Annotated in this window: 22 protein-coding genes; 8 read left to right on the top strand and 14 right to left on the bottom strand. The window is 40.2% G+C overall.

Annotation, left to right across the window (positions count from 1 at the left end; genetic code table 11):
- Positions 1 to 63: 63 nt before the first annotated feature.
- On the bottom strand, positions 64 to 2,352 hold the full coding sequence (locus K7887_RS07335; protein WP_223492886.1) for an ATP-dependent DNA helicase: 2,289 nt from the start codon (positions 2,350 to 2,352) through the stop codon (positions 64 to 66).
- 132 nt (positions 2,353 to 2,484) lie between these two features.
- Between K7887_RS07335 and K7887_RS07330 the strand changes: the two genes are divergently transcribed.
- The 3 genes from K7887_RS07330 to K7887_RS07320 are packed head-to-tail and all read left to right on the top strand — an operon-like array spanning position 2,485 to position 6,168.
- Entirely contained in the window at positions 2,485 to 3,924 is a 1,440-nt protein-coding gene (locus tag K7887_RS07330) for a spore germination protein (RefSeq protein ID WP_223492885.1), read from the top strand.
- A gap of 14 nt (positions 3,925 to 3,938) precedes the next feature.
- The gene (locus tag K7887_RS07325) at positions 3,939 to 5,045 is read left to right on the top strand and encodes a GerAB/ArcD/ProY family transporter (RefSeq protein WP_223492884.1); all 1,107 of its coding nucleotides are present in this window, start codon (positions 3,939 to 3,941) and stop codon (positions 5,043 to 5,045) included.
- Positions 5,032 to 6,168 (top strand): Ger(x)C family spore germination protein, encoded by a 1,137-nt coding sequence (locus K7887_RS07320; protein WP_223492883.1) that lies wholly within the window; start codon positions 5,032 to 5,034, stop codon positions 6,166 to 6,168. The genes K7887_RS07325 and K7887_RS07320 overlap by 14 nt, the downstream gene beginning before the upstream one ends.
- Before the next feature lie 450 nt (positions 6,169 to 6,618).
- Here K7887_RS07320 and K7887_RS07315 read toward each other — a convergent pair whose 3' ends face one another.
- The 5 genes from K7887_RS07315 to K7887_RS07295 all read right to left on the bottom strand — a co-directional run bounded on the left by K7887_RS07315 (position 6,619) and on the right by K7887_RS07295 (position 10,502).
- A complete protein-coding gene (locus K7887_RS07315; protein ID WP_223492882.1) occupies positions 6,619 to 7,341 on the bottom strand; it encodes an alpha/beta fold hydrolase in 723 nt (240 codons plus the stop codon).
- Positions 7,342 to 7,409: 68 nt separating this feature from the next.
- Positions 7,410 to 8,036, bottom strand: a complete 627-nt coding sequence (kynB, locus tag K7887_RS07310; RefSeq protein WP_223492881.1) for an arylformamidase — start codon at positions 8,034 to 8,036, stop codon at positions 7,410 to 7,412.
- 12 nt (positions 8,037 to 8,048) lie between these two features.
- Positions 8,049 to 9,320 carry a kynureninase gene (kynU, locus tag K7887_RS07305; RefSeq protein ID WP_223492880.1) on the bottom strand — a complete coding sequence of 424 codons (1,272 nt, stop codon included), beginning with the start codon at positions 9,318 to 9,320 and terminating at the stop codon, positions 8,049 to 8,051.
- A gap of 264 nt (positions 9,321 to 9,584) precedes the next feature.
- Positions 9,585 to 9,812, bottom strand: coding sequence for a hypothetical protein (locus tag K7887_RS07300; RefSeq protein ID WP_148986912.1), 228 nt, complete (start codon positions 9,810 to 9,812; stop codon positions 9,585 to 9,587).
- Between the two features lie 123 nt (positions 9,813 to 9,935).
- Positions 9,936 to 10,502 (bottom strand): hypothetical protein, encoded by a 567-nt coding sequence (locus tag K7887_RS07295; protein WP_223492879.1) that lies wholly within the window; start codon positions 10,500 to 10,502, stop codon positions 9,936 to 9,938.
- A gap of 99 nt (positions 10,503 to 10,601) precedes the next feature.
- Here K7887_RS07295 and K7887_RS07290 point away from each other — a divergent pair, with 99 nt between their 5' ends.
- Entirely contained in the window at positions 10,602 to 11,210 is a 609-nt protein-coding gene (locus K7887_RS07290) for a hypothetical protein (RefSeq protein WP_223492878.1), read from the top strand.
- Between the two features lie 26 nt (positions 11,211 to 11,236).
- Here K7887_RS07290 and K7887_RS07285 read toward each other — a convergent pair whose 3' ends face one another.
- The 7 genes from K7887_RS07285 to K7887_RS07255 all read right to left on the bottom strand — a co-directional run bounded on the left by K7887_RS07285 (position 11,237) and on the right by K7887_RS07255 (position 18,199).
- A complete protein-coding gene (locus K7887_RS07285; RefSeq protein ID WP_223492877.1) occupies positions 11,237 to 11,977 on the bottom strand; it encodes a phosphatase PAP2 family protein in 741 nt (246 codons plus the stop codon).
- Positions 11,978 to 12,063: 86 nt separating this feature from the next.
- The gene (locus K7887_RS07280; RefSeq protein ID WP_223492876.1) at positions 12,064 to 12,876 is read right to left on the bottom strand and encodes a GNAT family N-acetyltransferase; all 813 of its coding nucleotides are present in this window, start codon (positions 12,874 to 12,876) and stop codon (positions 12,064 to 12,066) included.
- Positions 12,877 to 13,163: 287 nt separating this feature from the next.
- Positions 13,164 to 14,120 carry a 3D domain-containing protein gene (locus K7887_RS07275; RefSeq protein WP_223492875.1) on the bottom strand — a complete coding sequence of 319 codons (957 nt, stop codon included), beginning with the start codon at positions 14,118 to 14,120 and terminating at the stop codon, positions 13,164 to 13,166.
- A 234-nt stretch (positions 14,121 to 14,354) separates the two neighbouring features.
- Positions 14,355 to 15,347 (bottom strand): class I SAM-dependent methyltransferase, encoded by a 993-nt coding sequence (locus K7887_RS07270; protein WP_223492874.1) that lies wholly within the window; start codon positions 15,345 to 15,347, stop codon positions 14,355 to 14,357.
- A gap of 2 nt (positions 15,348 to 15,349) precedes the next feature.
- Positions 15,350 to 16,669, bottom strand: coding sequence for an FAD-dependent oxidoreductase (locus K7887_RS07265; RefSeq protein ID WP_223493602.1), 1,320 nt, complete (start codon positions 16,667 to 16,669; stop codon positions 15,350 to 15,352).
- A 418-nt stretch (positions 16,670 to 17,087) separates the two neighbouring features.
- The gene (locus K7887_RS07260) at positions 17,088 to 17,345 is read right to left on the bottom strand and encodes a DUF2164 domain-containing protein (RefSeq protein WP_223492873.1); all 258 of its coding nucleotides are present in this window, start codon (positions 17,343 to 17,345) and stop codon (positions 17,088 to 17,090) included.
- Positions 17,346 to 17,371: 26 nt separating this feature from the next.
- A complete protein-coding gene (locus tag K7887_RS07255) occupies positions 17,372 to 18,199 on the bottom strand; it encodes a VanW family protein (RefSeq protein ID WP_223492872.1) in 828 nt (275 codons plus the stop codon).
- A 180-nt stretch (positions 18,200 to 18,379) separates the two neighbouring features.
- Here K7887_RS07255 and K7887_RS07250 point away from each other — a divergent pair, with 180 nt between their 5' ends.
- Both K7887_RS07250 and splB read left to right on the top strand, forming a co-directional pair.
- Positions 18,380 to 18,637 (top strand): transcriptional regulator SplA domain-containing protein, encoded by a 258-nt coding sequence (locus K7887_RS07250; protein ID WP_223492871.1) that lies wholly within the window; start codon positions 18,380 to 18,382, stop codon positions 18,635 to 18,637.
- A gap of 15 nt (positions 18,638 to 18,652) precedes the next feature.
- Positions 18,653 to 19,678, top strand: coding sequence for a spore photoproduct lyase (splB, locus tag K7887_RS07245; RefSeq protein ID WP_223492870.1), 1,026 nt, complete (start codon positions 18,653 to 18,655; stop codon positions 19,676 to 19,678).
- 41 nt (positions 19,679 to 19,719) lie between these two features.
- On the opposite strand, the gene K7887_RS07240 is transcribed toward splB, so the two are convergent.
- Positions 19,720 to 20,775: a M42 family metallopeptidase gene (locus K7887_RS07240; protein ID WP_223492869.1), complete on the bottom strand. Its 1,056-nt coding sequence runs from the start codon at positions 20,773 to 20,775 to the stop codon at positions 19,720 to 19,722.
- Between the two features lie 206 nt (positions 20,776 to 20,981).
- Here K7887_RS07240 and K7887_RS07235 point away from each other — a divergent pair, with 206 nt between their 5' ends.
- A complete protein-coding gene (locus tag K7887_RS07235) occupies positions 20,982 to 21,662 on the top strand; it encodes a cobalamin B12-binding domain-containing protein (protein WP_223492868.1) in 681 nt (226 codons plus the stop codon).
- The gene (locus tag K7887_RS07230) at positions 21,662 to 22,201 is read left to right on the top strand and encodes a hypothetical protein (protein WP_223492867.1); all 540 of its coding nucleotides are present in this window, start codon (positions 21,662 to 21,664) and stop codon (positions 22,199 to 22,201) included. Before K7887_RS07235 ends, K7887_RS07230 begins: the two co-directional genes overlap by 1 nt.
- Positions 22,202 to 22,225 lie beyond the last annotated feature (24 nt).

The following is a 22,225-nucleotide window of genomic DNA, read 5'->3' as shown; positions in this document are numbered from 1 at the left end:
TACTTAGAATATACCCAAAAAATATTGATACAGGATAAAGCTAATGTAAATTATTCTTTAAGTTTATTTCCTTTTGAAATGTTGCCACTCAGGTGGAAGAAGATCTCTATATTTAGGGTAGAAATAACGATCATCTACTAGCAAAAGGAAACCAGTATCTTGTTCACTTCGAATTAACCGTCCTCCTGCTTGCTGCACCTTATTCATACCTGGATAGACATAAGCAAAATCAAATCCGTTCTGACCTTGCTTTTGAAAATGCTCCTTCATTACATTTCTTTCAAGAGAGATTCGTGGCAAACCTACCCCAATAATTCCAACTCCGTTCAAACGGTCTCCTTTCAGGTCGATTCCTTCAGAGAAAATTCCTCCCAGTACCGCAAATGCTATAAAGGTCCCTTCCCTGTCAGGATCGAATCTCTCAAGGAACAGCTCCCGTTCCGTTTCTGTCATGACAGGCTGCTGCACGAGTGTTTCAATGGAGTCCTCCAAAGCAAACTTCTCATACGCTTCAAAGACCAAAGATAAGTACTCATAAGAAGGGAAAAACACGAGAAAATTCCCTTTCTCTGAATGAAACACCTCTTTGATCACCTCTGCAATCGGTTGAATGGAATTTTGTCTATCTTGATACTTTGTAGAGATACTTTTGGCATAAACCTTAATTTGATCAGGGTGAAATGGTGTATTGATCGATATATAATAATCATGCTCCTCCCCGCCCAAAACAGTTTGAAAGTAGCCCAAGGGATGAAGAGTGGCAGAGAAGAACACTGTTGCAACCGCCTTGCTTGTCGATTCTTTGATAGCCTCCGAAGTGTCCATACAAGCAAGCTTAACCGTGACTTCACTCTTATAGATCGTCACGATGGTTTTATATCGCTTGTTATAGACTTTTGCTATTCTTAAGAAATCTTGTCCTGCAAAATAGGCTTCCAATATCTCTTGGTGAGCCATCCCTGACGGATTCCGTATTAACCACTGTTCACAACCTTCCACAGCTGCCTCCAGTACTTCTATTAAGTGTGAAGGCTTGTCATCAAACACAAATTCATTTAACGCCAGCAATTCCTTTTTCCATTGCAATAATATGTCATTAACCGCTTTGAGCTTCAAGTACAACTCCGGCTCCAGTCCCTTTATTTCTCTGGAAGCCTGTAAAAAAACTGATTTTGACAAGGAAGCAGATAACATCTCCCGAGATCGGTCCACAAGGTTATGCGCTTCATCAATCAAAAGGATCGTCTCCTTATGAAAATCACCCCAACGTTGAAGCCGCACCTTTGGATCAAAAAAGTAGTTATAGTCACAAATCACCACATCGGCAAACATCGCAAGGTCAAGCGAAAACTCAAAAGGACAGAGTTGATGTTTCTTTGCATATAACTCAATGATTCTCCTATCCATCATCCGTTCGTTCTCAAGGATATCTTTAATTCCTTCTTTAAGCCGGTCATAATAACCATCTGCAAAAGGACAGAATTCCTTTTGACAAATGGTCTCTTCTTGAAAACAGATTTTTTCCTTTGCAGTGATTGTAACGGCTTTAATCTCTAATCCTTTTTCAATAAGTAGCCTAAATGAATCTTCTGCCACCATTTTTGTGACTGTCTTGGCTGTCAGATACATTATTTTCTCTTGCTTTCCCTCCTGCAGGGAGAGAACCGATGGAAAAATAGTGGCAATGGTTTTACCGATCCCTGTTGCCGCTTTTGCAAATACCCTCTTTTCTTCGCGTATCGTTTTATAGACGGCTTTTGCCAGGTCTCTTTGACCGGTTCGGTAAGACTCATACGGAAACTTAAGGTTGGAAATGCTATCCGTTCTTGCTTGCTTCAGTTTCCATAATTGCTCTTGGAAACAAAGGTACTCTTTTGCAATTTCCTCCACAAACACATGCAGTTCATTAAACTCATAATGCTTCTCAAAAGTCTTTTCGTCCTTGTTCTCCCTTTTTGCATATACCATGTGAACCGTTATTTTATCTAGTTCATTTTTCAGGCAATAAATATAGGCATACATTTGCAACTGTGCCCAGTATGTTTTATAATCCTCTTCCGTGACAGAGTCCAAGTCCCTTGCTGTTGTTTTTATTTCCTCTATGATGACTTGATTTTCATTCCGATAGACTCCATCACATCTTCCTTCTATATGTAGCTCATAGTCATCTACTTGCATTTCGATGGAAAGATATACTTCCTTTTCATAATTGTCTCCTCTCTCGGCTTGCAATCGTTGATGGGTCCTTGTGCCCTCTTGCATAACATTGGAGCCTGTAAATCGAGAGTCGATGCTTCCTCCCATCATGACAAATTCTACAAGTTTTCTAACTGATACGGACAATTTCTTCATTATATAACCCCTGAAATCTCATTTTCCTTAAGTATAACAAAAGAACTTCATCTACTATGCATAATTACCACGTTGACATAGGAAAATATAGTAAACCGAAAGATATAAGTTTTAAAGGTGGTGAAGAATACCATGACGAAAAATGATCCGCTCACTTTAACCACAAAGCTCGAAGAAAACCTTCTTCATTTAAGGGAAAGGTTCGTCCATTCTGAGGATTTCATCATGGAGTATCTTCACCTGCAAGATGAGGAAGCTTATATCGTTTATATTGAAACAATCATAGATAAAAAGCTCGTTCAAGAAAGAATTTTAGAACCCCTTAAAGAAAGTAGAATCAGCTACAGGGATGAAAAACGATCTCTTCCACTAGTAAAAGAAACAAACAGTTTGAAAGAAATTACACAAAGCCTACTAGAAGGTAGTTGTATCGTTCTCAGCAAAGATTGTGATCTTGCGTATGTATTTGACGTACCGTTTTCGAATGATAGAAAAGTCAAAGAACCTGAGACAGAAGGAATTATTCGTGGAGCACATGATGGTTTTGTTGAATCGCTGTCTACTAATATTTCTTTAATAAGAAAACGTATCCACAATCCAAACTTGAAGGTAAAGTACTTTTCCATCGGCAATGACTCTCATACAAAGGTTGGCTTAATCTACCTTGATCATATCGCCAATAAAAAAACAGTGGCACTTATAGAAAAAAAGCTATCAGAAATAAATATTGATTTTGTATTGGCTCCAGGCTATATTGAGGAATTTGTAAGCGAGAACTCTTCCATTTTCCCAACCATGCTTAGCACCGAAAGAGCCGACCGTACTGTCGCCAATTTAATGGATGGAAGAATAGCTATTATGACGGAAAGCAGCCCCGGTGCGTTAATTGCCCCTACCACTTTTTTTACCTTTTATCAATCACCTGATGACTATAACAGCAGGTGGTATTTTGGTTCCTTTATCCGTTTTCTGAGGATATTGGGATTTTTGATATCAATCGCTCTGCCTGCATTATACATAGCCATTGTATCCTTTCATTTTGAAATCTTGCCTACGGAAATCGTCTTCTCCATCAAATCTTCCTTGGAGAACGTTCCGTATCCCCCCCTGATTGAGGCATTAGGCATGCAAATCACTTTAGAGATTTTAAGAGAAGCATCCATCAGGCTGCCGAGCAGGATCGCGCAAACGATCGGGGTGGTTGGAGGTTTGGTTATTGGGACGGCGGTGGTTGAGGCAAACCTAGTATCCAACACGATGATTATTGTTGTAGCCATTACAGCAATTTCTTCCTTTATCGTTCCTATTACCGAAATGGGCTCCTCCATCCGTCTATTGGGCTTTCCGTTTATGATTATGGCAGCCATGTTTGGGTTAATCGGAATGAGTTTCTTTTTTATGTTCCTGCTTATTCACCTTTGTAAGCTTGAGTCCTTTGGCACCCCATATTTCGCTCCATTCTCTACTTTAAGATGGGCAGAAATGAAAGACACATTAATAAGGGTCCCATTGCCGTTATTCAGTAAGAGACCCAGTGATACCATGCCACAAAAGAAGAAAAAGAAGGTATAATAAGGAGTTTTACTATGCAAAAGGGCAGTGCAGTAAGTATCAGTCAAGGTCAATTGTTTTATCTTATCATTCAAGCCCAAATTGGGGTTGGCATACTTTCCTTACCTTTTGCTGTCCATAGCACAGCCAAAGGGGATGGCTGGATATCTACACTTTTAGCAGGTTTTGTCATTCAGCTCTGGATGATGATTTCTTTAACATTATCAAGGTGCTTTCCTGAGAAGAACTTTTTTCAATTATTACGACATCTGTTCGGCAAATATTTAGGTAGTCTCCTTATTCTTTCTTATACCCTGTATTTTACGGCGATTGCCGGCCTTGTAGCTGTCTTACAAACAGGATTGATTAACAAATGGATTCTCCCCCTCACGCCTTTTTGGATCCTCTATTTATTAATCATTATTGTCGCTGTCTATTTGGCAACAGACAATATCTTAATCATCGCTCGGTTCTTTGGATTATCCACTGGAGTCATTGTTTTCTTCATTCTGCTTGTAGCAACTGTCTATCGAGATGCAAATATAGCGTACATTTTACCTATAGGTCAAAGTGGATTTAAGAATATATTTCTGGCAATTAAGGATGTATTAATCGCCTTGACAGGTTTTGAACTTATTTTATTGATCTACCCTATGATAAAAAACAAACAAAAAACAGCTAAAACGCTTACCTTTGCCAATATATCAACAGTGCTCATTTATAGTTTTCTTGTATTTACTAGTTTAATCATTTTCAGCCCTGAAGAGATGACACTCGTCCCAGAACCTGTCCTTTACATGCTAAAGGCTATTTCATTTGAAGTGATCGAAAGGCTTGATCTTATCTTCTTGTCCATCTGGGTAATTCCAATGACGAACTCTTTCATCATTTACTTGTATCAAGCAAGCAAGGGTTTGAAGGAATTGTTTCATACACAATCTCACGCTCCATTTGTACCAGTAATTGTATTACCGATTTTCATTTCAGGTTTTTTTCTGCAAAATAAATTTTTAATAGAAGACATCGATAATGTTTTTCAATACATCGTGTTTATCTTCGTCTTCTTGCTTCCAGTTTTGTTTTTAATGGTTGCTTTGGCTAAGAAAAAATTGCAGAGGGGGAAAAATTATGAGTCGTCGTAACCTTTGGAATATAGTTTGTGTTTTATTAACACTGATACTTTTGACAGGTTGCTGGGATCAGCGATTATTAAAAGACTTAAAATTAGTGTTTACTGTCGCATTCGACGCAGGGGAAGGCGATGAAATCATCTCTCATGTTGCCATTCGTGAATCTGAAAAGTTAAGTGTGGGCGGACAACCCGGGCAAGCTACCGTTGGAGTGGTAGAAGGCAAGGGAATCACACTAAGGGATACAAGGTTAAATTTAGACAGACGGATTCCTGGAGAATTTTCGCCAAGTAAAATGAGGATGTACTTAATGGGAGAAGAACTTGCCCAAAAAGATATCTATTCCATCCTTGATATTTTATATCGCGATCCTAAGGCTCCCCTTGGTGCGAAGCTTGCCATCGTGGAAGGAAAAGCAGAAGACATCATACACATGAAAACAATCAAAGAAACGTTATTAACAGAAGCCATTTCAGATCTATTGGTAACGGCAGAGGACAATACCATCATTGAAAATGAGACCGTCCAAACTGTCTGTCCCATCATGTTTGATCCAAGTGCAGACTTTTCCCTTCCTGTAATTAAAATGATTGAAACGAATGATATTGAAGTAGTGGGAATGGGATTAATCAGTGACAGAACCTATACAGGCGTTACACTTGACGCTGAACATTCTACTACCTTACTTATGCTTGCAAATAAAAAAGCGAAAGTTGCGCAAGTAAATATGATGGTTCATCCAGAAGAGGAAAATCCACAGAATCGTTATATGACATTAAGTATCTCTAAAGCTAAAAGTAAAATAACTACAACGGTAAACTCCCCTACCGATATACAAGTAAAGATAGATATGAAAGTAACTGGTGCTATTGCAGAGTATCCGAAGAATCATTTAGTGAGTAAACAAAAGGTAAAGGTGCTCGAGGAAAAAGCAGCACAATATTTAACCACTCAGTCTGAAGAAGTAATAAAGATCATTCAAGATGCTAATAGTGATGTATTAAAAATTGGACAGCAAATTAAAGCTCATCACAATAAAACATGGAAAGCTATGAAATGGCGGGAAGTGTACCCGACAATTGAAATTGAACCGAATGTAAAAGTGGAGATTACTGGCACGGGGATTATCAACTAGTTAAATTTATTAAACCGCCTGTTCCTTCTTTAGCATAAAACTTTAGTTAGTGGTTAATCGCCGCTGTTCCTTTCCGCAAATGGCTTCGCTTTCCGCGGGACGGTGTTTGAGCCTCCTCACTTCGTTGCGGGGTCTCAACCTACCGAAACTCCCCCGCTGGAGTCTACACCATTTGCTCCAATCCACAGCTGAAAATTACGTATAGTTACGTTAATCCTTATTCAGTTAACTCAGTTAGATGGCATTTCATAAACCCTTAAATGAATGAAGCCATCTTGTTGATTGTAGTGGAAGGCGCGCAGACGCCCGCGGGAGGAAGGGACAGGTGAGACCCCGGAAGGCGAAGCCTGAGGAGACTCACGGACCGCCCGCAGGCAAGCGAAGCGCCTGGAACGGAAATCAACAGTACTATATGCTACCTTATTCTATAAAAATAAATAGTGAGGAGCTTTAGAAGCTCCTCACTATTCCTTGTACTATTCGTTCCCATTGTTCTTCTTTTGGGATGCTTGCTTCATTATCTCCTTTTTGGAGACCGTAATCGCCGAACTGTGAATGATTGCCGCCTTGAATGATAAAGGTATACATCTGAGATGGAAGACGGGAATCAGCTTTTGTTAATTTTTCCTCATCAATAACACCATCAAGCTGTGCTTCAAAAGTGATGACGTCTCCCTTAAATGAAGTCAAATCATCATCTTCTGAAGGGTATGCTGCCATTAAGATCAAGCCTGTGACCTTATCAGGGTTTTTTTTCACATATTTGGCTGCCATTGCCCCGCCGAGAGAGTGACCAGCTATCACCCACTCCCGATCGTCATACTTCTTAATGATTTTATCCGCTTTATCTGAATTTAGCACTGCAAGATGCAGAGGCATCTTCGCGATAACAAAAGGAACCCCTTCTTCTGCCAACATCTTGCCTAATGGAGCATATGCGGCAGCCTCCACTCTTCCACCAGGATAGAAGATGATGCCTGCTTCATCATTCTCTTCAGTTGGAAAGAAGGATATCCAGCCACTGTTTTCTTTCACCATTACATCTTCAGTTGATTCCATACTCTCTTCATTGATTAATTTATAAGGTGTTGCAATTAGAAAGAGACAGGCTGCAGCTGCTACACCAACAACAATCCCTAAAGTAACTAAACTGGTTTTTTGCCATTTTTTCATCTTTGTACCTCACCATAATAGATTAATGTCTATTGTATGAAAACAAAGGATGGAAAGCAAATTTCTATTCAACTATTTTCTATAAGAACTGCTCGCACCGGACTCCCATCAGCACCCTCGATTTTCAAAGGCAGGGCAATCAGCTCGTACTCTCCTTCTTTCATTTCTCTTAAATCAATTCCTTCTAAAATGGAAATGTTGGCTTGGTGCAAACTATGATGGATGGTTAGCTCTTTACTATCCAAAACATCTACACTTGGAAGGTCCACACCAATTAGAGGTACTTCCAACTCCCTTAACAACTCGACCACCTCAAAAGACAATGTTGGGATTCGTTCAGGAAACTCTCCTTCCTTCTCCCATGCATCCGTTCTAAAGAGAATTCGTTTTCCATGATGTCGACCTATAACTTCTTCTACATGCTTCCGTTCAATTATATGATGCCCTTTCACATCCACTACGACGGCTGGCCCCTTGAAAACAGAAAGGTCCAATTCATCCATCCGCTTTCCCTTGTCATCAAAATGAAATGGGGCATCTACATGTGTTGCTGTATGCACACTCATTTTTACGCTGCCAACATTAACCGATCCAGTATGCTGCTTGGACCAGTTTACCTGATAGTGAAAGGGAGTATCCCCAGGCCAAGTTGGTGTGTTCTCACTAAGCGGCCTTGATATATCATACATTCTCATCGCATTGCCTCCTTAAGCAACTACTTCCCGTTCATTGGAGTATTTTTCATAATGTTTTTCATTCATAATATTTCTTAGTATCTGTATGGTTTCATACACATCTTTATAAGTAGAATACAGAGCAACTGGAGCCAGCCTGATGATATTCGGCTTACGGAAATCCGGCACCACTCCGAACTCCTTCAATGATTTACATATTCGTGCAGCTTCTGGATGTTCTAAACTCACATGACCTCCACGGCAAACATCATCCATTGGATTGGTCATTTTGAATCCATATCCCGAAAGCTCTTGCTCGATTAGGTCCATCATCACTCTCGTTTGATGGAGTGATTTGTCCCTGATTTTCTTCATCCCAATTTCTTCAAACATCTTTAAAGAACCAAGCAACGGAGCCATACTGAAGATATGCGGTGTCCCAATCTGATACGCTCCACTTGTAGCAGCAGGTGTAAACGTATGCTCCATATCAAATTGCTTTTGCTTGTCCGAACCAAACCAGCCAGTTAACCCAGGTGTTTTATCAAAGTGTTTTTCATGGACAAACAATGCCCCTACTCCTCCTGGGCCTGAATTTAAGTATTTATAGTTACACCAATAAGCAAAGTCCACTTCCCATTGATGGAATTCATGCGGAATGGCACCCACGGAGTGGCATCCATCCCACCCGACAATAACTCCCTTTTCATGAGCTGCCTTTGTGATCTTTTCAATATCAAATAACTGACCGCTCCTATATAGGACGGTAGGCAAAATAAGTATGGCTACTTCTTCATTTAGCTCTCGTATAATATCCTCTTCACAAATGGTATGTCCATCCCTGCTCTTCACTCTAATAAGCTGTTCTTCCGGATTAAAACCTTTAAGTTTTAGGATGCTTTGAATCGCATATATATCAGAAGGAAAGTTCAACTCATCTGCCACAATTTTGGTCCGTTTTCCTGTTGGAGCGTAAAAAGTTGCAAGCAATTGATGAAGGTTACCGGTGGTAGAACCTGTGACCATCACTTCTTCCTTTTTCGCACCTACAAGCGGCGCGCTCAACTCCCCAAGTTTTTCCGCAAAATAAAACCACGGCTCCTCCCCGCTTGTCCAACCATCTATACCATGGTTTTTCCAAGAATCCAATAAGCTTAGAAGGGATGATTCCGCCCTTTTAGACAAAAGCCCAAGCGAATTCCCATCCATGTAAATGGATCCTTCTTTTATGTAAAACTCTTCGCGATACCGCTTTAAACCATCCTCTCCATCCCATCTATCAATCATATCCACCGTAATTGTCATCACAAATCCCCCTTTGCATATCCACTACATTATCTCATTATTCAGTTAAGTGGGACAATGATTATTATTACTTTTAACTTAAAAGAAATAGTGATTCATAGCTGTTGATTGGAGCAAAAGGCGAAGACTCCAGCGGGGGAGTAGCGACAATGTTGAGACCCCGCAACGAAGTGAGGAGGCTCAAGGTCGCCCCGCGGAAAGCGAAGCCATTTGCGGAAATCAACAGCGGTGTTACAAAAAAAAGAGACTCTACAATAGAGTCATCTAGAGGACATTTTGAGTTAATTGATAAAATAAATCCTGCATTTTTTTTTCCGCAAGATCATTGACAATATTTCTAGTTTGCAAGGAAGGATTACCATTAATTCGGAAACTGTAGTCAAGAATTTCTGGATGCATTTCGGAATACATAAACTCAATCTTCACTTTATGTCCTTCTGACTCCATCATCAGTGTGCATACTTTATTACCCATAAATTCTGTGATTTTCACGACGGATTCCTCCTTCTCTCCATTCACAACACTTACTATTTCTACAGATACGGACAAATTCCCTTTAAGTTTCAGCAAATTTTTTGAATTTTTTGCAAAAAAATAAGCGGAAATAGCATCCGCTTAAAAGTTCTTTTTCAAGTAGTTATTTATTCTTCTAATTTCACGGTTATTGCCGAGAGCATGGGTGACACCCCATACATTTGTTTCGCCTTCTTCTTTGGTTACTTCATTGAGGGATACGTCCAGATCATGAAAGATCCGGTGTAAGTATTTTAACGCCATTCTGTCATCGTTTCTTTCCACAAGCATGATAAGGCCATTGGCATTTTCCATATCATTCCACACTTTGGATGGAGCAAATCCCTCTGTTTTCATCCAGTTCACGCTGGCTTTCAGTTCTTTCCAATCATCAGATGTTTTCAAGTTACGGAGATCGACTGTGTCCGCCCCGCCCCATCCAGTTACATCATTCAAATATTTATGTTGTTCTGCTAAGACTTCTAAAGTGCTGACTTCCCTGTTTTCCTGATAAAGAACTGCATCTTCAAACTCTTGATGCTCTATTTCCTGTACACTTGCAAGTGTCGTGGAAGAAAATAAGGAACCCCCATCGACATAATCATAAAAATGATAACCAATCACACCAATAATAGCCACCAGCATAAAAGTAGAGATGAATTTTAACAAAGTACTCACTCCCGATCTGTCTTGCTCTATCTAACCCTTTGCTTTGCCCTCTTCCCCGTTTATTGGTACGATAAAAGAAAAAGCCATAGGTGAGAAATGATGAATAAAAAACTTATTACCTTTATTATCGTCTGTACTTTAACATTGTTAACAGCATGTCAGGAACAAAAAGAGACAAATGAGGCAAATGAGGCAGGCCCGTTAGACGGATTGTTTGCAGGAAGTGAACTTTCATATGAAGAATATAAATTCATTATGGAATATATCGTAGATCGCGCAAAAGAAATGGAAATAGAAAACAAAGAGTTGGAAAAATGGGTGATTCGTGCCATTGGCGATGAGAGGCTAATGAATAAAAGAGACCTCACCAAAGAGGAAGCCTTGGAAGAAGCGGAATATAACCACAAGTATTACGAAACATTTATGAGCGTAGCAAAAACTAAATACAATGTGACCGTTACAGAAGAAGAACTAGATAATTGGATAACGAAAGGACCAGATCAGAGTGATGTTCCCCAGCATAAAGCCTATGCGGAAGCATTAGGTTTGACGCTTGAAGAATTAAACCATGATTATGATAGAGACTTATACGAGCAAACAATGGTGATGGAAAAACTCCAACCTTTGTTACATGAGGAATATGATACAACTGATGTTGATGAAGTGAGAGACAGATTCAATAAAGAAGTAGAGGAACAAATGAAATAGAACGGCCCTTATGGGACCGTTCTATTTCATTTCCGATGATAAATAAGATTAGTGAGATGGGCCCGCTTATCCTTATCCCGGTAAACCTTCATCATTTCCATTGAGAATATGCAGCATATCAGCCAGATCAATCCGACTGCATAGCCTGCCAATATGTCACTTGGATAATGTACCTGGAGATAGACCCTGCTAACACCAACAAGGATGATAAGGGTGGCCAATAGCCCGATTGCCAGCATTCTCGTTTTAAAGAAACGCTTCTCTCTGCCAATCAGATAAATGATGAAACCGTATAAGATGAAACTTCCCAACGCATGCCCGCTCGGGAAACTGTATCCATTCCCGTCGTATTCCGGAGCCATTGTAGGCCGTTCGCGCTGAAAAAAATACTTCAAGACAAAGATAAACAATCCCCCACCAGCGATGGCAAGAATGAAAAACACAACGCCGAGAACATCTCTTTTTTTCAACCAAAGGAATAACACCGTAAGCATGCTCGCAGCAGTTATCCACCATACAGAACCCGTTTCCGTTAACAACCTTAGGGTGTTAGTCAATGTTTCGCTTTCTATCGACTCAATATAATCCATGATGACATGGTCAAATGTAAACTTTTCCTGCTCCCACACATCCTCTGCTAATTCAAGGAACAAAGCCGTCGCGGAAATCATGAGAACTATCCCCGCAAGGATAAGCAGACCAGGCGCCCATACCTTACTTAAATCGATCTGTTCCTTCCAATATCGCGCTTCCTCTTTTAAATTCATCCAATCGCCTCGTTTATATGATAAGTACCTATTACCTTATTCCACTTCAGCGACTGGGTAAAACGTTAAATAAAAGTTGGGAGCTCCTACACTTTCTCTTCTCTATGAAATGAATACATCATCCAGAATCCAATATCCTGAAAACCTATCCGCTTATAGATTACTCCTGCACTTGGATTGTCATAAAACAAACACAGCTCTTTTCCTTCTTTAAGAAGTTGATTACACAGTTTGACCATGCATTGCGTTGCGTAGCCTTTCTTTTTAAAATTCTCAAGTGTCGCCACGCCCACTACCATGGCAGATACCGTGTTTTCTGCGGTAGTTGAGGCAGTGGAAACCATTTCACCATCCTCTTCCACAAAGTAGGAGCGAGAAACACCTTCCTCTAACACACGCTTTTTTCTTTCCACGGTAATGATGGAATCACTGAATTCAGGAATGGAATGTAGTAACTGAACAAGTCTGTCTGCATCTTTTGGCGTGGCCTGAAGGACTTTTGAAGTATCAACAGTAGCAGCTAAATCATGTGATAAGGCAGTGCACTTCGCATAATAGGTCTGTCTTTTCCTTTTTAGTCGGTGCATGACAAAAGGTTCAACTTTTGCAGTAACACCCTTTAAACCTGACATCATACTAAATTTAGGATCACTCAACATGATATTTGCAAAACCTTCTGCATCAAATGCTCCTTTTGCATATGGAATATAATTTTCTTCATATTTTAGAAGAACCGCTATAAGTTCGCCTTCTTCGTTAAATTCCCCCCAAAGTTTCTGGAAGTCCTTTTCATAACCATAAGCCTCTATGTCTCCAATGATAAACAAATTTTCTGCAGGTTGTTCACTTAGAAAATCAAAACATTTTTCGTGATCCGTTTCTGTCAATCTCCTAATCATGATTAATACCTCTCCCCACTTGAAATTTGGAAATATTCTCATATTTTACCTAAAAATCTATCAAGAGGGAAGATTAATTTTATTGTAAGGCAGAATACCAGTTGATTGGAGTGGAAGGCGCGCAGACGCCCGCGGGAGGAAGGGACAGGTGAGACCCCTGAAGCGGAGTGAGGAGGCTCACGGAACGCCCGCAGGCAAGCGAAGCGCCTGGAACGGAAATCAACCGCTTTAAATTAACAATAGAAAAAGAGGCCACCCGATGACATCGAGCAGCCCCTTACTATCTATTACTTATAAACTTTTACTTGAACTTCTTGTACACCATAGTTAATAGCATCCTGCTTTTCCGGAATGAAGATATCAATTTTATTTCCTTTGATTGCTCCACCAGTATCTCCAGCAATTGCCTCGCCATAACCTTCAACCCAAACTTTAGATCCTAAAGGAATAACATCTGGGTCAACTGAAATAACTTTCATATCTGGGTTTTCCAACAGGTTGATTCCTGTTGCAGTGATACCAGAACATCCTTCACAACTTGCTGTATAAGCAGTAGCTGTCATCGTTAATTCTTGCGCTACTTCTTGGTCAGCAGCTGTTTCTTCTTCTGCTGGCTCTTCAGCTGGTGCTTCTTCTGCTGGTGCTTCTGTTACAGGCTCCTCAGCTGGTGCTTCTTCCGCTGGCTCCTCTGTTACAGGCTCCTCAGCTGGTGCTTCTTCTGCTGGCTCTTCTGTTACAGGCTCCTCAGCCGGTGCTTCTTCTGCTGGTTCCTCTGTTACAGGTTCTTCAGCCGGTGCTTCTTCTGCTGGCTCTTCTGTTACAGGCTCTTCAGCTGGTGCTTCTTCCTTAACAGGAGCTTCTACAGGAACTGGATTTCCATCAACATAGATAACCAGCTCGTCCCCTGCATAAATTAAATCAGGGTTTGAAATAGAATTCCATTCTGCTAATTTTTGATACGTAACACCTTCATAGTTCTGAGAGATTCCCCATAGCGTGTCACCTTTTTCAATTTTGTAGCGTTCAGACAATGCTACTTTCAATTGATCTTGTGGGTAGATAACGTCATTTGATAAACCGTTCCACTCTTTAATTTCTTCTACTGATATATTGTTCGCTTTAGCAATGTCCCAAAGCGTGTCGCCTTTCTTTACCGTAACTTCTGCAGCAGAGGCATTTGCACCTAAACTAAACGTACCTGCAAGGGCCGCTGCCGTTACTAAAGAAACCATGCTCTTTTTCATACTAAATACCTCCTATGTATTTGACTCAGTGTTCTAATCATAACATGGTTCTACTAGTTTTAAAGAACAGTAGAATAACATTTAGGTTACGTAGATAACGCGTATATTAAGGGATTATTACGACTTTTCCTTATATTAGAAAGATAAGGAAAACTATTCTAATAGAGGATTATTACACCACAAAAATAGAGCTCAGCTTGGAAATTCTCCAAAGTTGAGCCCTTTAATTAAGGTTTAATTCAATTTCTTAAAGGTAATTTGATACCAGCCGCCTTCTTTGATGACCGGCTGCATTTTTTCCACTTTAAGCCCTGCTGCATCTGCCAGTTCCTTCAGATTATCCTCGGAAGGAAGTGGGTACAAATTATCAAACGCGGTAAAAAAACTGTTGAACACACTTGAAAACTGTCCTCCATGTTTAGAGTTGTGTATAGGTGACACCACCGATAATGTTCCTTTTGGGGGCAACCATTCACTGATTTTCTTGAACAACTCCGTCCGGTCATCAGGGGATATATAATGAAGGATGTTGTTTAACATGACAAAATCCACCTTATCTTCTGGAGACCATTTATGAACATCCTCGCAAACAATTTCAACCTGTTTTTGTTTTTGACAGTTCTTACTTGCTTCCTCTGCTACATCCTCATTCAGTTCAATTCCAAGCATCTTTGCTTTCGGGAACTTCTGTGAAAGCTTTAACAAATATCCTCCGCTGCCACACCCGACATCTACCACGGTATTTGGCTTGGCTTTTTTCATTACCTTCATCACTCTTGGAATAGCCAGCTGCTCTAAAAGGGAAGAAGTTTGCGCTACGACCATTCCATGTTCTTTCTGATTAAATTGCTCTTTCTTTTCTGTCTTCATCATTTTTGGATACTTGATCAGCGTTGGAATATGGAGTTCCATCATCTCTTTTAGAAGCACCCCGGTAGACCTGGGGTTATGTTTACTCGAAGGAACCATGAATTTCTTCACCGTTTGGTAACGTTCCTTCGATTTCTTTTTCAGATAACCGATGACGCCGCCTACTTCGACCCATCTTTTCAAAAGGTCTTCCTTTAGATCATGTTCTTTCGCAACTTCCATAATTGTCTTAGGTTTTTTAAATGCTTCATATAAATCCAGTTCATACCCAACATAGGCATGCCAACTATATAGGAAGGGCAAGTTTCGCTTCATATACCCTCGCGCTTTAAAAAGTCTCACATATTCACTTATCATACCTATGCTTCCTCCTTATTTTTCCATGGGTAATCTTCTTCTTCTGTAAAAAGATGACGGCCGTCAATCATCCGCTCATCGCGTTCCTTCCTCTTAGGGACTACTCCAGACTGAATGACCCTATCCACCAGGGATTCCTTCCAAATACCCAAACCAGAAATATTCAACATATGTTTAATATGAAGAACGGGATCGTTTGTCAGCTGATCCATCACTTTGCTTCTCCACGTCACGAAAGATTTGAGCGGACGGGAATAGGCCAAGGCGGAAAGGTGACTTAATTTCAATACATGACGGACCCTTGGTCTTCTTACATTTTCATAAAAGGATAGATAATCCGGGGAATGTTTATCTTTGTCGTACATCCAACAAAGCAGCTCGCCAAGCACGTCTCCGTCCTGAATAGCCAAATTCATGCCCTCACCTGCCATTGGATGCACGCTATGTGCAGCATCTCCAAGCAAAGCTATGTTGCCTTTCACATAGTTTGAAACATGATAATGCACCGGAATCATAAGCTGTATTTTTTTCCAAGAATCTATACTTTGTACAAAACCATCCAGTTCCGGGCAAAGTTCTAAGTATTTTTGGTAAAAGGAATCTAGCCCTTCTTCTATCATCTGTTTATAGGAACCCTTTGGAATTAAATAAACGCTGCGTACAAGATTATCCGGCAAAGGGAAAAGTCCTAAGAAGGTGTCATCTGTAGAGATGATCTTTCCTTCTGTCATGCTTTCAGGCCTTGGAAACGTGACAGTCAAAAAATGATGGTCATACTTTTTTTCCTTTTTCGGTACCTCCATCATTTCACGGACCTTGGATTTCCGCCCTTCTGCACTAACGTAATAATCTGCTTCTAGTAATACCTCTTCCTTTTCCATTCTCACCTTAGCCTTGTTGCTTTCAAAACCCATAAACCGGCCAGGCTGTATATATTTAAAGGAAGGATATTTCTGTGCTTCCTCAAGTAGAATCGTTTTTAAGGTTTCATGGGGGATCATCAATGCATAGTTATAAGGGTCTGGAAGTATGTTATAACTCATTGATTGAATCGGCTGTTTAACTTCTTTATCGAGCTTCTTCTTCTCTACCAACTCAATGTGGTTAATTTTGTGTCCATGTTCCAACACCTTTGGAAGAATGCCATTTTTCTCGAAAATTTGTAGCGTCTTCGGCTGCACTAATTCTCCCTTATACATGTGCGGGCTGCCTTTAACCTGTTCCACAACCGTCACGCCAACACCACACTTCGCAAGTTTCAGCGCAACTGTCAAACCGCCAACACCGCCCCCAATCACCAACACATTCGCCTTCAACACCATCACCACCTATACTCATTTCATTCCACTAAACCAAAAAAGCAAAACTTGAGAACTCTCTGGATTTTTGAAACCAATGTCGAAGGGACGTTGCGCCGCTCGATGGGCAGCTTGATGACAGCAATAAATCCACCATAAAACGGAATCGGGCGATTATCTGAATTTACGGGCGACTTTTGAGATTTACGGGCGATTTCGGACCACTTTCGGGCGATAATTTGCGTTTACGGGCGATTTTTCAGATTTACGGGCGAAAATAGAAAAATACGGGCGATTCCCTTTAATTGTAAAATTCCAACAACTGATATCCCCCTCCAATTTTTGAAATCCAAAATAAAAAACAACCTCTCCGGCCCCACAATAGCCAAAGAAGTTGCTTCCCAAAACAACCATCATATATGTAGATCCTCGTCAACCCTCTCTACCTGTACCTGCCGCCGCCCCCAGTAGATCGTTTCAAAGCCTCGATGTCCTCTTCAACGGATCCCCATCGTTCTTCCATTAAAGCCTTTGCATCGGCAATACCTTGATTATAATAGTACGGTCCGAGTTCTTTCATAAATATGTCCAACAGCAGATCCGCTCCAAGTTCGCCAATCTCTTCGTCTCGTTCTTCTTCAAAATATGCTTGAATCCTGCCTATCATTTGGTCTTTCATTTCTTTTGGAATGGAAATCACATTCAGCACACCCTTAACAACGTATTTTAGCCGCTTTGTTCTGTTGCTTCCAATAGAGGCTCATACATCATAATAGCATGATTTTCTGTTACATATTGGTCATCGATTTCTTTTCCCTGGAGGTTCATCACTTTGCGATGGATGATATTATGGCGCAAATAGCCTCCCCAATAAGCGGAAGTGATGCTATGTTCCTTTTCATATACTTTGTATTTTTCAGTTGGAAGATTCGCCGACCTCCATTCACCAACCAAGAAGTCTCCTTCCATTCTCACCTTTAATTGAAAAGCTTGATCTGTATCATTTCTCACCTGTAAATCCAAATAATTATAGGAGCAGGTTGCACCACTGCCAAAAGGTTGCGTTCTCCGTGCATCAGGAAAGACATCAAAACTGTGGCGGTATCGTTCTGTCACAGTCAGCGGTGTGTGCAATGTCAGCCAATATATTAAGTTTGACAATTGACACAAACCTCCTCCTAGACCAGGCTTAAATGCACCATAAAAAAGAACCATTCCATCTACATATCCTTTGCTCTTCGTTGGTTTCCCAATCAACTTCCAATAGGAAAAAGTTTCACCAGGTCGAATGACAACTCCATTCAGTTTATGAACAGCAATCTTCAAATTAATTACCTTGTTATGCTGATACCACATATCCACGTTCTTTAACTTTCTAAGCGTAGGCGTTTTATGTAAAAACACTTGATATGGCAATTCTTCCTCTGTCTTTTCTGCTGCAAAGTTTTTATTTCCTGTCATCCACTCTATCCATCTCTTTGCTATGTAAAATTGAGTACCCAGCCAAATGCGAAGTTTCGATCTTTTTTTCGGTCGCAAATCCACATGGTTCATTGCAAAACCACCTCCCGTTATCCCTAATTGATTAGACGAATAAAGTCTCCTTTAAGTTTCATAATATTCAAGTAAATTGTTTTACATTATTTCTCAAGGATATTTTTCCCGATACATTTAAGACTAAAGTAAGAATATAATCCCACAAATAAACGAAACAACTAAAAGCAGGTGACTAATATGGATTCATACCAACAAGCTCAGTCGTCTTCCTTACAAGAAGGAGATGTCGTATACCTTTTTTATCGTAATCCACACACACAGAATGTAGCATCGATCCAACAGGCAAGCGTTATGGCAAATCCATACGAGGATGGACAGCTTTCCATCTTTCTCTATGATACGTATTATCCACTGTCAGATGAGTTTGTCTTTTTTACTTCATTAGAAGAAGCAGAAGCATTATATAATGATTATTTTGGTCCAACATTCGAATAAAAAGGGGGGCAATACATGAAACCGTTTGTTCCACAGCTTGTCTACATTGAACCTAGAGCTCTTGACTATCCGCTCGGAGTGGAGTTAAAAAATAAGTTTGAATCGATGGGTCTTGAAATTCGAGAGACCACTTCCCACAACCAAATAAGAAACCTGCCTGGAGATAATGATTTTCAAAAATACAGGACAGCTAAATCCACATTAGTCGTCGGAGTAAGAAAAACATTGAAGTTTGATTCATCCAAACCTTCCGCTGAATATGCTATACCTTTTGCCACAGGTTGTATGGGCCATTGTCATTATTGCTATTTGCAGACAACCATGGGAAGCAAACCTTATATCAGGACTTATGTGAACTTGGATGAAATCTTTGATGCTGCCGACAAATACATGCAAGAGCGAGCGCCTGAGATCACCAGGTTTGAAGCGTCCTGTACATCAGACATTGTAGGTATTGACCATTTGACTCATTCCTTGAAGAAAGCTATTGAATACTTTGGAAAATCTGAACATGGAATGCTTCGATTTGTTACAAAGTTCCATCATGTTGATCATTTGCTTGATGCAGATCATCACGGGAAAACAAGGTTTCGTTTTAGTGTAAATGCCGATTATGTAATAAAAAATTTCGAGCCCGGGACATCTTCCTTGGATTTGAGGATCGAAGCTGCCGCCAAAGTGGCAGGTGCAAACTATCCTCTTGGATTTATCGTTGCACCAATCTACTTGCATGAAGGCTGGGAAGAGGGATATAAAACGTTATTCCAAAAGCTATATGATAAGCTTCCTGCAAGCGCCACTGAAGATCTTACCTTTGAATTAATTCAACACCGATTCACTAAACCAGCCAAAAGGGTCATTCAACAAAACTATCCAATGACAAAGCTTGAACTGGACGAAGCAAAGCGCCAGTATAAATGGGGGCGTTACGGGATTGGCAAGTATGTATATACGAAGGATGAAGCAACAGAGATTAAAGAAACCTTGTCTGAGTATATCCACTCTTATTTTCCTCAGGCGCGGATTGAGTATTTTACGTAAAAAAAAAGCCCACGATCAAGTATTGTGGGCTGTTCTTTACATTAGTACTTCACCATACCCGACAACAAGTAATGGTAAATCAGCTTCTCCGTGTTTTCAATCGAGCTTGCGTGTGTGCGTTCGAAAGCATGGGAGGATTCTATTCCCGGTCCAATCAGTCCGTGGATGATATCGTGTCCTGAACGGATGGCAGCAGAAGCATCCGAGCCGTAGTATGGATAAATATCTACTTTGTAATCCACTTTGTTTTTCTTTGCAAGATCAACAAGATGCTTTCTTAGTCCATAATGGTATGGTCCGCTGGAATCTTTTACACAGATAGATACTGTGTATTCATCTGATGATTGTCCATCTCCGAGTGCTCCCATATCCACTGCAAGGTATTCCACCGTTTCTGGGGTGATGTTGGAGTTCCCCCCGTAGCCAATTTCCTCATTATTAGAAATTAAAAAGTGTGTAGTGTATGGAAGCGTTATTTTTTCTGACTGAATGAATTTGATAAGTTTTAGTAAGATAGCAACGCTTGCTTTGTCATCCAGATGCCTGGATTTTATGTAGCCGCTTTCTGTGATTTGAACCCTCGGATCGAATGAAACAAAGTCTCCCACTTCAATGCCAAGAGCTCTTACTTCGTCTGCATTGGTGACTTTTTCATCAATACGAACTTCGATATTTTCATCGTTTCTTGGTGCGTCTCCTGCATTTTTATATACATGAACAGATGTTTGATGCATGAGGATCGTTCCGGAATACACTTTTCCAGAAGAAGTTTCAATTTGGCAATATTCCCCTTCAACGGAATTCCAGCGAAACCCGCCTATTGTAGTAAGCTTCAATCTTCCATTGGATTTCACTTCTTTTACCATTGCTCCTAACGTATCTACATGAGCTGTCAGCATACGATGTTTTTTATCATCGGTTCCTTTAATGGTAGCAATCAAGCCTCCCTTTCGATTTCGTACTGTTTCTACCCCGCATTCACTTAAATACTTTTCAACAAAACCTATTACTTTCTCCGTATTGCCTGAAGGGCTTGGAATAGAAACCAGTTCTTTGATTAACGAGAAGGTTTCCTGTACATTTGATTGATAAGTCATTGTGACACTTCCTTTGCTACTAATATTTACCTCTATTAAGCATAAGAGAAAATCCTTGTCTTGTATAGCCCGGTGTCAAGGTAATTTTAATCCCATATAAGGGCAACTGACAGACAGAAAAAGGCATTTCAAGGAAGAAGCATTTGATTTTACGGAAAATATAGTATACTGTTGGTAATTACTATGTCTGGAATAGGAGGGGTCAAATGAATGAAATCTCCAAGAAACTATCACAATTCCTTCTCGAAAAAAATGTGGCTTCCGGTTGGTCTTGTGTAGAAGATACGATGGATCAAGGCTACAATAGTGCGTTTATTTATGACTTTATCCTCCGGGACGCCATGTATCGTATTGGCGAAATGTGGGAGGAAAATAAAATTTCTGTTGCCCATGAGCATTTGGCGACAGGTACATGTGAGTTGATACTGACTAAATATCATTTGGAAAAATTGAATGATAGACTTATAGAAGAACATTCCCCTTCCCCACGTGCCATGTTTTTCTGTGTTGAAGGAGAAGAACATGATCTGGGATTGAGAATGGCCTCATCCCTCTTCGAAGAATATGGTTGGGATGTATATGACCTTGGTTCGAACCTGCCATTGGACTATGCAGAATACAGCTTAAAAAAATGGCAGCCAGATGTTGTATGCATTTCTGTGTCCATTAGACATCACCTTCCTAAACTTAAAGAAACAATCGAAAGACTGCAAAATATAAGCCCTGGCACCACTTTCATAGTTGGAAGCCGCTTGCATGCGGAATCTGCCTTTCGATCATGCTGTCCTGCGGAAACTCTCATTGCTAAGGATACATCCTTCCTTTTCCAATGGTTGGAAGATTATAGAAAAGAAGCCGGAATCATCAATAAAGGAGTGCTTCTTTAATGTACCGGATTCCCGTTCCATATTTTAAAATGACTGAGGACTTTGAAATCATCAATGTTTCCCAGTCAGTCACCCATCTCTTCTATCCTGTCACATCATTTCTAGACTTGGTGGATTGGGACAGTAAGACAAAGTTTAAACAAATTAAGACCATTCCTTCTCCAGGAGTAATGGAGCTTAACTTAAAAACAACAGATTCCCCCACAACCTTGTTCACTGTATATTTTCATTATCAGCCAAAAGAAAAGCTGATCCATTTGGTTTGTATGAATGAATCGTCTGCTTTCCAGGATGTACAGTTGGAATTTCAACAATGGCGTAAGCAGCTTGAAGAAAATAAATGGAATGAAGTTGTTATGACAGACGCAGAGCCTGATGTATCTTTAGAATTCCATAAAAAGCAAGCAGAAAGAAAGATCTCCACAATCAATGATTTACTTGGAATTATTCAAGATGATTTATCAGAGGTTGGGAAGCTGGAATATATTAAATTAATACAGTCTGAGTTGGAAGATATTAAAACTCTTCTCCGTTCTTGATAAAATAGTTTAACCCCCGTCAAA

Source organism: Sutcliffiella horikoshii, assembly GCF_019931755.1.
Classification (GTDB): domain Bacteria; phylum Bacillota; class Bacilli; order Bacillales; family Bacillaceae_I; genus Sutcliffiella_A; species Sutcliffiella_A horikoshii_E.
The sequence above is the reverse complement of the archived record's forward strand: the minus strand, read 5'-3'. Positions and strand labels throughout refer to the sequence as shown.

What these genes read in the sequence shown, in the direction of transcription:
- K7887_RS07315 (WP_223492882.1), bottom strand. Translation starts at nt 7,341, where the DNA reads ATGAAAAAATGGCAAAAAACCAGTTTAGTTACTTTAGGGATTGTTGTT.
- K7887_RS07280 (WP_223492876.1), bottom strand. Translation starts at nt 12,876, where the DNA reads ATGATTAGGAGATTGACAGAAACGGATCACGAAAAATGTTTTGATTTT.
- K7887_RS07255 (WP_223492872.1), bottom strand. Translation starts at nt 18,199, where the DNA reads ATGAACCATGTGGATTTGCGACCGAAAAAAAGATCGAAACTTCGCATT.
- K7887_RS07320 (WP_223492883.1), top strand. Translation starts at nt 5,032, where the DNA reads ATGAGTCGTCGTAACCTTTGGAATATAGTTTGTGTTTTATTAACACTG.
- K7887_RS07230 (WP_223492867.1), top strand. Translation starts at nt 21,662, where the DNA reads ATGTACCGGATTCCCGTTCCATATTTTAAAATGACTGAGGACTTTGAA.
- K7887_RS07290 (WP_223492878.1), top strand. Translation starts at nt 10,602, where the DNA reads ATGAATAAAAAACTTATTACCTTTATTATCGTCTGTACTTTAACATTG.
- K7887_RS07250 (WP_223492871.1), top strand. Translation starts at nt 18,380, where the DNA reads ATGGATTCATACCAACAAGCTCAGTCGTCTTCCTTACAAGAAGGAGAT.
- K7887_RS07335 (WP_223492886.1), bottom strand. Translation starts at nt 2,352, where the DNA reads ATGAAGAAATTGTCCGTATCAGTTAGAAAACTTGTAGAATTTGTCATG.
- K7887_RS07270 (WP_223492874.1), bottom strand. Translation starts at nt 15,347, where the DNA reads ATGATAAGTGAATATGTGAGACTTTTTAAAGCGCGAGGGTATATGAAG.
- K7887_RS07275 (WP_223492875.1), bottom strand. Translation starts at nt 14,120, where the DNA reads ATGAAAAAGAGCATGGTTTCTTTAGTAACGGCAGCGGCCCTTGCAGGT.
- kynB (WP_223492881.1), bottom strand. Translation starts at nt 8,036, where the DNA reads ATGAGAATGTATGATATATCAAGGCCGCTTAGTGAGAACACACCAACT.
- splB (WP_223492870.1), top strand. Translation starts at nt 18,653, where the DNA reads ATGAAACCGTTTGTTCCACAGCTTGTCTACATTGAACCTAGAGCTCTT.
- K7887_RS07285 (WP_223492877.1), bottom strand. Translation starts at nt 11,977, where the DNA reads ATGAATTTAAAAGAGGAAGCGCGATATTGGAAGGAACAGATCGATTTA.
- K7887_RS07235 (WP_223492868.1), top strand. Translation starts at nt 20,982, where the DNA reads ATGAATGAAATCTCCAAGAAACTATCACAATTCCTTCTCGAAAAAAAT.
- kynU (WP_223492880.1), bottom strand. Translation starts at nt 9,320, where the DNA reads ATGACAATTACGGTGGATATGATTGATAGATGGGATGGAGAGGATGGT.
- K7887_RS07330 (WP_223492885.1), top strand. Translation starts at nt 2,485, where the DNA reads ATGACGAAAAATGATCCGCTCACTTTAACCACAAAGCTCGAAGAAAAC.
- K7887_RS07240 (WP_223492869.1), bottom strand. Translation starts at nt 20,775, where the DNA reads ATGACTTATCAATCAAATGTACAGGAAACCTTCTCGTTAATCAAAGAA.
- K7887_RS07265 (WP_223493602.1), bottom strand. Translation starts at nt 16,669, where the DNA reads ATGGTGTTGAAGGCGAATGTGTTGGTGATTGGGGGCGGTGTTGGCGGT.
- K7887_RS07325 (WP_223492884.1), top strand. Translation starts at nt 3,939, where the DNA reads ATGCAAAAGGGCAGTGCAGTAAGTATCAGTCAAGGTCAATTGTTTTAT.